The sequence below is a fragment of the Tepidiforma sp. genome (assembly GCF_034432735.1).
Classification (GTDB): Bacteria; Chloroflexota; Dehalococcoidia; order Tepidiformales; family Tepidiformaceae; genus Tepidiforma.
Genome location: NZ_DAOUBJ010000083.1, coordinates 1 through 10,597 on the forward strand (window position 1 = coordinate 1; position 10,597 = coordinate 10,597).

12 protein-coding genes are annotated in these 10,597 nt (G+C 68.1%); 5 read left to right on the plus strand and 7 right to left on the minus strand.

The genetic code is table 11. The features are described from left to right. The 3 genes from VAE53_RS08225 to VAE53_RS08235 all read left to right on the plus strand — a co-directional run. Nucleotides 1-885 (plus strand): ABC transporter substrate-binding protein (locus VAE53_RS08225; protein WP_322818891.1); only part of this gene is annotated, 885 nt, incomplete at its 5' end. Nucleotides 886-934: 49 nt separating this feature from the next. Then, nucleotides 935-1,966 carry an iron ABC transporter permease gene (locus tag VAE53_RS08230; protein WP_322818892.1) on the plus strand — a complete coding sequence of 344 codons (1,032 nt, stop codon included), beginning with the start codon at nucleotides 935-937 and terminating at the stop codon, nucleotides 1,964-1,966. Further along, on the plus strand, nucleotides 1,963-2,793 hold the full coding sequence (locus VAE53_RS08235; protein ID WP_322818893.1) for an ABC transporter ATP-binding protein: 831 nt from the start codon (nucleotides 1,963-1,965) through the stop codon (nucleotides 2,791-2,793). Before VAE53_RS08230 ends, VAE53_RS08235 begins: the two co-directional genes overlap by 4 nt. On the opposite strand, the gene VAE53_RS08240 is transcribed toward VAE53_RS08235, so the two are convergent. Beyond that, the gene (locus tag VAE53_RS08240; RefSeq protein ID WP_322818894.1) at nucleotides 2,753-4,054 is read right to left on the minus strand and encodes a polysaccharide biosynthesis C-terminal domain-containing protein; all 1,302 of its coding nucleotides are present in this window, start codon (nucleotides 4,052-4,054) and stop codon (nucleotides 2,753-2,755) included. The two genes, VAE53_RS08235 and VAE53_RS08240, sit on opposite strands and share 41 nt — an antisense overlap. Nucleotides 4,055-4,178: 124 nt before the next feature. After that, a complete protein-coding gene (locus VAE53_RS08245; RefSeq protein ID WP_322818895.1) occupies nucleotides 4,179-5,765 on the minus strand; it encodes a hypothetical protein in 1,587 nt (528 codons plus the stop codon). Nucleotides 5,766-6,096: 331 nt separating this feature from the next. Between VAE53_RS08245 and VAE53_RS08250 the strand changes: the two genes are divergently transcribed. Next, entirely contained in the window at nucleotides 6,097-6,588 is a 492-nt protein-coding gene (locus VAE53_RS08250; RefSeq protein WP_322818896.1) for a thioredoxin family protein, read from the plus strand. A gap of 12 nt (nucleotides 6,589-6,600) precedes the next feature. Here VAE53_RS08250 and glpX read toward each other — a convergent pair whose 3' ends face one another. The 5 genes from glpX to VAE53_RS08275 form a co-directional block, all read right to left on the minus strand. Further along, a complete protein-coding gene (glpX, locus tag VAE53_RS08255) occupies nucleotides 6,601-7,587 on the minus strand; it encodes a class II fructose-bisphosphatase (protein ID WP_322818897.1) in 987 nt (328 codons plus the stop codon). Beyond that, on the minus strand, nucleotides 7,584-8,141 hold the full coding sequence (locus tag VAE53_RS08260; protein WP_322818898.1) for an HD domain-containing protein: 558 nt from the start codon (nucleotides 8,139-8,141) through the stop codon (nucleotides 7,584-7,586). The genes glpX and VAE53_RS08260 overlap by 4 nt, the downstream gene beginning before the upstream one ends. A 69-nt stretch (nucleotides 8,142-8,210) precedes the next feature. Next, nucleotides 8,211-8,528, minus strand: coding sequence for an MmcQ/YjbR family DNA-binding protein (locus VAE53_RS08265; RefSeq protein WP_369294042.1), 318 nt, complete (start codon nucleotides 8,526-8,528; stop codon nucleotides 8,211-8,213). Nucleotides 8,529-8,574: 46 nt separating this feature from the next. Further along, nucleotides 8,575-9,003: a hypothetical protein gene (locus VAE53_RS08270; RefSeq protein ID WP_322818900.1), complete on the minus strand. Its 429-nt coding sequence runs from the start codon at nucleotides 9,001-9,003 to the stop codon at nucleotides 8,575-8,577. Then, nucleotides 9,000-9,464: a hypothetical protein gene (locus VAE53_RS08275; RefSeq protein ID WP_322818901.1), complete on the minus strand. Its 465-nt coding sequence runs from the start codon at nucleotides 9,462-9,464 to the stop codon at nucleotides 9,000-9,002. Before VAE53_RS08275 ends, VAE53_RS08270 begins: the two co-directional genes overlap by 4 nt. Before the next feature lie 75 nt (nucleotides 9,465-9,539). Between VAE53_RS08275 and VAE53_RS08280 the strand changes: the two genes are divergently transcribed. Then, nucleotides 9,540-10,597: cysteine desulfurase family protein (locus VAE53_RS08280; protein ID WP_322818902.1), on the plus strand; the 1,058-nt coding region annotated here is incomplete at its 3' end.

Consider the following 10,597-nt stretch of genomic DNA (forward strand, 5'->3'; position numbering starts at 1 on the left):
CCCCAGGCCACCCAACCCGCCGCCTCACCCTCCCCGGCCGCAGCCTATCCCGTCACCGTCACCGACATGCTCGGCCGCAAAGTCGAAATCAAAGCCCAACCCAAGACCATCGTCGCCATCAGCCCCACAGCCGTCGAACTCGTCTACGCCGCCGGCAAAACCGTCGCCGGGCGCCCCTCGAGCGCTAATTACCCACCAGAGGCCCAGGCAGCCCAGCCCGTCGGCACCGCCTACCAGCCCAACCTCGAAGCCATCCTCGCCCTCCAGCCCGACCTCGTCATCGCCGACTCCGTCATCCACGCCCAGCCAGCACTCCGCCAGCCCCTCGAAGGGCTCCCCGTCCCCGTCATCTTCGCCGGCGCCAACAGCTACGCCCAAGTCCTCCAAGCCCTTCGCCTCGTCGGCACCGCCCTCGACGCCACCGAAGCCACCAATCGCGCCATCGCCGACATCGAAGCGTCGCTCGCCGCCGCCAAAAAAGCCCTCGCAGGCAAGCAAATCACCGCCGTCGCCATCCTCTCCGACCGCGATCAGACCTTGTACGCCGCCAAGAGCACCAGCTACACCGGCGACCTCCTCAAAGAGCTCGGCATCCAGAATCCGGCCGACGCCCTCCCCGATGCCGGCCCCTTCCCCGGCTACGCCACCATCTCCCCCGAAAAACTCGTCGCCTTCAACCCCGATTTCATCTTCGCCATCACCCCCGCCCCACCACCCGCCCCTCGGCTCGCCAACCTCATCCCCACCATCCCGCCCTTCCGCGGCCTCAAAGCCGTCACCAACAACCACGTGATCGATTCCGACGTCGAACTCTTCGTCCAGGCCCCCGGCCCACGCGTCAAGCTCGCCTTCGAAGCCATCGCAAAGGCCGCCGCGGGGCAGTAGCGCCCGCCGCCGGCTGGCGGCTCGGCCCCCAACCCGTACCATGGCGCACATGGCAGCCGAAACAACCACACAGCCGGGGAGCGCTCCAACCAGAGCGCTCCCCGGCTCCGCCTCGAGGCCGCTCATCCTCCTCCTCCTCGGCCTCGTGATTCTCGGAATCGCCGGGTACGCCAGCCTCATGTTCGGCGCCGTCAGACTCTCGCCCAGCGAAGTCTGGGCCGGGCTCACCCAAACCGACAACGCCTTCGCCCGCAACGTCGTCTGGCAGATCCGGTATCCCCGCCTCCTCGATGCCGCGATCGTCGGCGCAGGGCTCGCCGTCGGCGGTGCCCTCCTCCAAGGCGTCACCCGCAACCCCCTCGCCGACCCCACCATCCTCGGCGTCACCGCCGCCTGCGGCCTCGCCAGCGCCAGCCTCATCGTCTACGACCCCCAATCCCCCCAGTGGGCGATCGCCACCGCCTGCGCCGTCGGCGGAATCGTCGGTGCCGGCATCCTCTACATCATCGCCTGGCGCAGCGAAGTCTCCCCCCTCCGCCTCACCCTCGCCGGCGTCGCCCTCTCCGCCTTCTTCGGCGCCGCCATCGTCGGCCTCCTTGCCAGCTCCCGCACCTTCCTCCAGACGAGCCTCGGCTTCCTCGCCGGCGGCCTCTACGGCTCCGAATGGCGCGACCTCTGGGCCGCACTCCCCTGGTTCGCCGCCGGCCTCGCCGCCGCCGCCGCCCTCTCCGGTCGCCTCAACATCCTCGCCCTCGGCGACGACGTCGCCGCCGGCCTCGGCCTCCTCACCAACCGCACCCGCCTCTTCATCCTCGTCACCGTCGGCATCCTCACCGCCGCCGCCGTCTCCATCGCCGGCCTCGTCAGCTTCGTCGGGCTCGTCTGCCCCCACATCGCCCGCTACACCATCGGCCAGGACAACCGCCTCGTCATCCCCTTCAGCGCCCTCTACGGCGCCATCCTCGTCGTCCTCGCCGACCTCGGCGCACGACTCGTCATCCAACCCGCCGAAGTCCCCATGGGCATCATCACCGCAGCCATCGGCGCACCCTTCCTCCTCTACCTCGTCCGCTTCCGATGAAACTCACCGTCGAACACCTCACCCTCGCCCACGGCCATCGCACCGTCGTCCGCGACGTCTCCTTCGACATCGTACCCGGCGAAATGGTCGCCATCCTCGGCCCCAACGGTTCCGGCAAGAGCACCCTCCTCCGCGGCATGGCCCGCCTCCACCCACCCCGCGCCGGCCGAGTCCTCCTCGATGGCCGCGACATCCGCACCATGAACTCCCGCCAAGTCGCCCGCCTCCTCGCCATCCTCCCCCAGGCGCCCGCCACCGGCCTCGACCTCACCGTGCGCGAACTCGCCTTCCGCGGCCGCTATCCCCATCAAGGCTTCCTCCAGCGCATCACCCAACAAGATGCCCAGGTCGTCGAATGGGCCCTCCGAGCCACCGATGCCCTCGCCCTCGCCGAGCGCCCACTCGCCGCCCTCTCCGGCGGCGAGCGTCAACGCGCTTGGATCGCCATGGCCCTCGCCCAGCAGCCACGAATCCTCCTCCTCGACGAACCCACCACCTTCCTCGACGTCGCCCACCAGATAGAGATCATGCACCTCCTTCGCCGGCTCAACGCCCAGGGCATCACCATCGTCGCCATCCTTCACGACCTCGCCCTCGCCGGCCGCTTCACCACCCGCATCATCGCCCTCCGCGAAGGAACCATAGCCTTCGATGGCCCGCCCACCGCCGTCCTCGAGCCCGATGCCCTCGAACGCGTCTTCGGCGTGCCCATGCTCGTCCTGCCCGACCCGGAAACCGGACTCCCCATCCCCATCCCACGGCCCGACCCAGCCCTCTGTCCCGCCGCTACCCAGAAGCCCGCAGCAGCCCCGCCCGGAGCCGACTGAACAAGCGCCGATAATCCTCCAGCTCGCTCGGCCCGAAACCGAACACCCCCGCCGGACCAACCCCCTCCTGGCGCATGAACACGCTCAGCCCCCCCAGAATCGCCAAACTATAGGCCAGCGCGCTCGCCAGCGCCGCACCATCCACCCCCATCCGCGGCACCAGCAGCACCGCGAACAGCAAATCCAGCGCGAGCCCGCAGCCCGCCACCACCGCCGACACCCACGGCAACCCTCGCTGATACGTATAGAAGCCCGAGAACGACTGCGCCAGCCCGTACAACAGCACCCCCGGCAAAATGAACCGCAGCGCCGACCCCATCCCCCCGTACTTCGGGAACACCACCGCCTCGATCGCCCACGAAGCCGCGAACAACACCCCACAGATCACCCCGAGCAACACCACCGTGTGACGCATCACCCGAGCCGTCAGCGCCGCAGCCTCCCCTCGCGAAAGCGACCCCACCCGCGCATACGTCGCCAGCGCCAGCGAGCCACTCACCTGCCACGTCGATTCCGCCAGATAGACCGCGAGCGAATACACCGCTACCCCGCCATCCCCTTCGAAATGCCGCACCACGAACAAGTCCGCCCGGTAATTCAGGTACGAAATCCCGCTCGCCACCCCCGCCAACAGCGCGAATCGCCCGATCGCCGCCGCCATCGCGCCCTCCAACCGCACCCCCCGCAACCCCGCCATCCCCCCGGAAGCCGTCAGCACCACCAGCGCCAGCCACCAGCCCGCCGCATACGCCCACAAAGCCGCCCCCGGAGTCCGCTCCCCCAACACGAAGAACGTCCCCGCAATCGCCACCAACGCAAAAAGCGGCGGGCAGACCAGCGCCAGGTTGTACCGAACGAACGCCTCCCGGCCAAGGAAAACGCCCGCCACCACGCTATTCAGCACCACCGCCGCCGAAGCCGCGCCGACCGCCAATGCCTCCTCCCGGGCGCCACCGCTTAGCCAGCTCCCCGCGAGAAAACCACCCACCACCGCCACCAGCCCCAGCCCACCACCCAGCAACCCGCCATTCGCCAACGCCTCACCAGGGGCCCGCCGCCGATTCGCCACCTGGAACGCCGTCGCCGCCGTCAACCCCCCCGTCACCGCGTTCACGATCCCCACGAACGTCAGCCCCAACACGAACCGCCCATAGTCGCCCTTCTCCAGCTCGTACGAGCAAAGCCCGACGAGCCCGAGCGCCACCACCAGGTTCAGCCCCCGAAAGAAGAGCGCAACGATTCCCCCGAACGCGATCGACACCGGCTCCAATGGTACGGCCCCGCCTCCAACCGGCGAGCCGAACCCGCCAGGTGCCCAAAACGCGAACCCGGCGCCTGCCAATTGGCAGGCGCCGGGGCTCGAGCATCAGCCGGCGCGCAAACCCTCAGTTGCTGAAGGCGTTGTACAGCCCGTCGTTGTCGCCCAAATTCAAATCGTTCGTCGCGTTCGCGATCACCACGATCGGCTTGTCCGCCGTAATCGTCATCCCGCCCCAGAAGCAGCTCGGCGGCGTCGACCCGAGGCCCGTATCCGTGTTCGCATTCTGGTAAAAGATGAACGACCCGTTGATCGTCTTCGTCGTCGTGTAGGTGCCAGGGGCGTTGCAGCCCGGCGCCGTGTTCGACGTATCGTTGATCGCCGTAATCGTCACCGTCGCTTGCGAGCCATCGGCCACGCTCACGCTCACCCACGTGTTGTAGCCGCTGAAGCTCCCCGTTTGGTACGCCCGGCGGAAGATCAGCGGCAGCTTCGCCGTCGTCGTCGCGCGATTCACCGGGATGCCATTCACCGCCGTGTACAGGTCCTCGTCCACGAAGCTGCCCGGAGCCGTCATCTTCGAGCGGAACAACACCGCCGCGATCGGCTGGCTCGACGTGATCGTCGCCGCCCCGACGAATCCCTCCGGGATACCACCAACCGCCTCGTAGACGCTGTGGCTCGCCGTGCCGTTCGCCGGGATGTTCAGATTCACCGTGTAGGTCCCCGTATTCCCCACGTAGGTGATCGTCGCCGTCGTGGCAGTCGGATTCGGGTTCGAAAGCAGATACTGCGTGTAGAACCCATCCAGCTTGATCGCCAGCGGCATCGAAATCTGCGTACCCAGATCGCTCGCGCTCGCCGGCTCCACGATGAAGCCGTCATACGATGCCAGCTTCTTCAGGCCGCCGCTCAGGTAAGCGTCCACCGCCACCGTGATCGTCGAGCTCGTCGTCTGGAGTGTCGCCGCCATCAGCGCATTCTGCGTCGAGGCCGGCATCGGAATGGCGCCGTCCACGCTCGTCGGCGCGAACGCGATCTGGCCACCCACCGGGATGCGATAACCGCCACCAGAGCAGGCCAGCGAACCCGACCCCGCATCCACCACCGGCGCCTGGGCCGAGCCAGGGAACACATACGTGATCGTGACGCAGGCCTCAGTCGTGCCCGTATTCGCCACAGCGAAGCGCGTGTTGTAGAGCCCGTTCAGCGCGTTCGCCACGTACGGCAGCGTTACCTTCGTCCCGCCCGTCGCGTACGCATTGTGAATCGAATACGACTTCGCGAAGTTCGCGTTCGACGTAATATCGCGCACCAGCAACGCATTGATCGGCTGATCGCTCGAAATCACCCCCACACCGCGAAAGCCCGGCGTCAGGCCCGAGTTGATCGCCTGCGCGAACACCCGCGTGCCCCCCGGCGGCACATTGCTATAGGCAACCGTCGCCGACGGAATCAGCACGCCCGCCGGCGTGTAGATATCCATCACGATCGTCGCCGGCGCCGTCCCGTTGTTCTGCGCGATCGTGCTCGTGTTCTCCTTGCTGTTCGGCAAGAGCGCCGGCAGCACGGCCACATGGTCGAAACCGCGGCCTACCGTCGCCGCGCGCTCCCCGCCCGGAATGCTCCCCGCCGACACACCGGCCGCCGGGATAATCGTCAGCGCCCCGAGCACCAGCCCGAGCGCCATACGTCGCAAGAATCTACGCTCCATATAGCATCTCCTCATCTCCCGGCAGTGTAGGAATCGCGCAGAAATAGGGTCAACGAAAACTCCGGCCGTTCTCCCCGGCCCCGTGTAAACGGTCTGTAACTTTTGCCGGCCATTAGCTGGCCCCTCATCCCCACTGATTCAGCGCCTGAAAAAACAGCACGATGGCCACCGCCCCGCCAACCATCACCAACACCAGCTTGGTCCCGTTCACACCCACAGTCTCGCACGAAACCGCTCCCTCTGGCGAGAAGGTGGGTAATCCCTTGAACGATTCCCCACGCCCGCCCCGGTTTTCCCCGCCCTTTCCACCCCCTTCCCTACCGTCACTCCCGTGAAGTTCCCGTCCCGCTTCTCTCGTCTTCCCGCGGCAATCCCCGCCCTCGCCGCCATCGCCCTCCTCGCTGCCGCTTGCAGCGACCCCGCCGGATCCAGCGCCACACCCACCGAACCAGCGGCCGCCAGCGCCTCGCCGGCCCACACCTCCTCACCAATCGGGTCCGGGCGGGCCGCCGCGCGCCCCCTGCCCTTCGGCGCCGTCACCGGCCGCCCAGTCGTCTACTGGATCCACACCGAATGGTGCACCACCTGCAAACGCATCCGCCCCGAATGGCCCGCCATCGTCGACGACTACGGCGACCTCGTCCAACTCATCATGGTCGACCGCGACACCGAGGCCGGAAACGCCTTCGCCCGCTCCCACCGAATCGCCTCCCAACCCGGATTCGTCGTCCTCGACGCCGAAGGCAACGTCACCTACGCCGGCCTCGGCCCCTACACCCCCGCCGACGTTCGCGAGCTCGTTGCCCGCGCAGCCGGCAAGTGACCCTGCCTCGCCCTAACGGCCGTTCTGCATCCCCTGCAGCTTCCGCCAATGGTGCTCGGCCCGAATCCGCCGAATCGTCCCCGAGCGCGACCGCATCACCAACGACTCGCTCACCGCACCCCGCGGCGTGAACTCCACCCCGGCCAGCAGCTCGCCCCCCGTCACCCCCGTCGCCGCAAAGAACACATCGTCGCTCTGGACGAGGTCGTCGATCGTCAATACCCGGTCGAGATCGAGCCCCAGCTCCGCCGCCATCCGCCGGTCGTTCTCGTCGCGCGCCCAGAGCCGCCCCTGGAAATCCCCCTCGAGACACTTCAGCGCCGCCGCCGCGATCACGCCCTCCGGCGAACCCCCGATCCCGATCATCATGTCCACCCCAGAGCCCGCGATCCCCGTCGAAATCGCCGCTGGCGCGTCGCCATCCGTAATGAACTTGATCCGCGCACCCGCCGCACGGACCTGGTCCGCAATCTCCGTGTTTCGGTCCCGGTCGAGAATGATCACCGTCAGCTCCTCCACCGGCATCCCCTTCGCCTTCGCCACCTGCTCCAAATTCCACCCCACCGGCGCCGAAAGATCGATACAGCCCTTCGCCGCCGGCCCCACCGCGATCTTCTCCATATAGAACATATCCTTCGGGCTGTAGAGCGTGCCCCGGGGCGCACACGCGATGACGCTGACCGCGCCGGGCCTCCCCATCGCCGTCAGCCGCGTTCCTTCCAGTGGATCCACCGCCACATCCATCTGCGGCCCACGTCCGTTGCCCACCCGCTCCCCGTTGTAGAGCATGGGCGCCTGGTCCTTCTCCCCCTCGCCGATCACGATCACCCCGTCCATCGCCACCGTGTCCAACATCAGCCGCATCGCGTCCACGGCCGCCTTGTCCGCCCCGTTCTTGTCCCCCCGCCCCATCCAGCGCGCCGCCGCCAGCGCCGCCGCCTCCGTCACGCGCACCATCTCCATCCCGATATTCCGGTCCGGAATCTGTTCGGCCCTCATGGATGAACCCCCAACTGATGTGCCACCGGTTTCAACGCTTCCGTCACGAACCGAATGTGCTCGTCCAGCTCCACGCCCAGGTCGCGCGCCCCCTCGATCAAATCCTCGCGCCGCACACTCCGCGCGAACGACCGATCCTTCATCTTCTTCCTTACCGAAGCCGGGTCCACCTCCGAAAGCGACTTCCCAGGTTTCACCAGCGCACACGCGATCACAAAACCGCTCAACTCGTCGCACGCGTAAATCGCCCGGTCCATCGTCGAACGGTATTCCAGCCCTAAAAACGGTGCATGGCACAGGATCGCATAGCGAATGTCCTCGGGCACCCCACGGGCCGCCAGCAGCTTCGATCCCTCCATCGGGTGCAGGTCCTCCGTCGGGTGGATCTCCCAGTCGAAATCGTGGAGTAGCCCCACGATCCCCCACTTCTCCACGTCCTCGTGCAGCAGCCTCGCGTAGGCCTGCATCACCGCCTCCACCGCGATGCCATGCTTCCGCGTCCGTTCCTCCCGCGCGAACTCCGTCAAAATCTGCCAGGCGTCTTCCCGGTGCACACGACGCCCCCCAGCGGAAACTTCTCGCGAATTATCCCCGCCTCACCGCGATCGGAACAGCCGGGCCGCTCATCGCCTGCCCCGGGCCCGTCCGGTCCGTGCCATCCCCACCGCCAACTCCAGCAGCCCCCCAATCTCGTCCCAGTCGCACTCCACATCCAGATAGACCCCGATCCAACCCCGATGCCCCACGTACGGTGGGCGAAAATACCGCTCCGGCCGCGCCGCCACCAGCGACTCCTGCATCCCCGGCGCAGCCGTCACCCAGAGCGCCACCCGCTCATCGTGGTGGCGGTCCGCGAACATCGCCACCTGCCTCCCCGAACGAACGAACCACGCCGCCTCCCCGTGGCTCACCCGCTCCTCCACATCGTCGAACCGCCCCATCACCTCCCGAACGCGCGCGAGGCCATCCCGCGCCGCCCGCTCCGGCTCAATCCCCACGGCCCCAGAACTCCACCACCGCGAACCCCCGCACACTCGGTTCGCCCTCCTCGTTGATCACCGCCAGCTCCAGGTCAGCCCGCGGCGAACCGCCCTCCGCGTACACCCGGGCCACCCGCCCCACGATGCGAATCCGCCGCCCCGTCAGGTCCGGCCGCCGATGAGCCGCACGAACCTGCCGAATCCAGCCCCGCCCCCCGAGCCACTCCTCCACCGCACGGTAGAGCAGCCCCACCTTCAACGGCCCCGGGACGAGCGTACCGGGCATGCCCTGCGCCCGCGCCGCAGCCTCGTCATAGAAAAACGGTGGAAACGCCCACTGCAACGCACAATACCGGATCACCTGCCCCAGATCCGGCACCAACTCCAGCGGCCCGAACTCATCCCCCTCCCGCACCGTCACCGCCGCCGCGCTCATTCCTCCCCTCCGAGCCCCGCCTCCACCGCCGAATACTGCGTCATCGTCCGACCACTCCGGGCCACGAGCTGCCCCTCACCGTCGAAAAACGCCGTCTCCGAAAGCACATCGATACTGTAGCCAAATCGCCCGCCGAACCGCTCGCGCACATCCGTCACCCGGTGGACCATCTCCAGCCACTCCCCCATCCGCAGCGGCCGCTCGAACCACCATTCGTTCGCAATCAGCAACGCATTCGGCAACAGTTGCGGAAAAGCCGGCGCCTCCGACTCCGACTCCAGCCCCGTCACCACGTACCCCGGCACCACCTCACCCTCCCCCGGGATCACCCGCGGCGCCCCGCCAACGTACACCTCGTACGCCCGGCGAAACGCCCGCGGCGTCACCTGAACCCGGCCGAGCGGCGTCTCGCTGCCCACCAGCGCCCGCACCTCGTCCGTCAAGAGCGACTCCTCCGGCATGCCCAACAGCCTGCACGGCAGCCGCCTCGCCCGTCAATCGGCAGCCGCTCTGCTACCCTTGGGGAACATCCCCAAATGATCTACCTCGACCACGCCGCCACCAGCCCCCTCCGCACCGTCGCCCGCCAAGCGATGGCACCATTCCTCGACGTCCGATACGGCAACCCCAGTGGCCTCTACGCCATCGGGCGCGATGCCCAGCAAGCGCTCGACGAAGCCCGCAGCGCCGTCGCCACCTGCCTCGGCGCCCGCCCCTCCGAAATCATCTTCACCAGCGGCGCCACCGAGAGCATCAACACCGCCCTCTTCGGGATCGCCTACGCCCTCCGCCGCGCCGGCGCCGGCATCCACATCGTCACCAGCGCCATCGAGCACCACGCCGGTCTCCACGCCGCCGCATTCCTCGAAGAACTCGGCTTCGAAGTCACCACCATCGGCTGCGACGCCTCCGGACGCGTCTCCCTCGCCGAACTCGAGCGCGCTCTCCGGCCCGAGACCATCCTCGTCAGCATCATGCTCGCCAACAACGAAGTCGGCACCATCCAGCCAATCGCCGAAATCGCCACCTTGCTCCGTCGCCGCCCCGCGCCCGGCGGCCACCGCATCATGCTCCACACCGATGCCGTCCAGGCGCCCGCCTGGCTCCCCATCGACGTCGAAGCCCTCGGAGTCGATGCCCTCAGCCTCTCGGCCCACAAATTCGGCGGGCCCAAAGGCACCGGCATCCTCTACCTCCGCCGCGCCACCCCCTTTCACCCCCTCCTCCTCGGCGGCGGCCAAGAGCATCACAAGCGCGCCGGCACCGAAAACGTCGCCGGCATCGTCGGCACCGCAGCCGCCCTCCGCGCCGCCAGCACCGGCACCGCCGAGCGCTCCGCCCGCGTCCTCGCCCTCCGCAACCGCCTCCGCGACGGCATCCTCGCCGCCATCCCCGACGTCCAAGTCAACGGCTGCCAGACGAACTGCCTCCCCAACATCCTCAACGTCGCCTTCGGCGGGCTCGAAAGCGATGCCCTCGTCGCCGCCCTCGACGAACGCGGCGTGGCCGTCAGCTCCGGCAGCGCCTGCAGCAACTCCACCTGGGAGCCCTCCCACGTCCTCATGGCCATGGGCGTCCCGATTCGGCGCGCCGT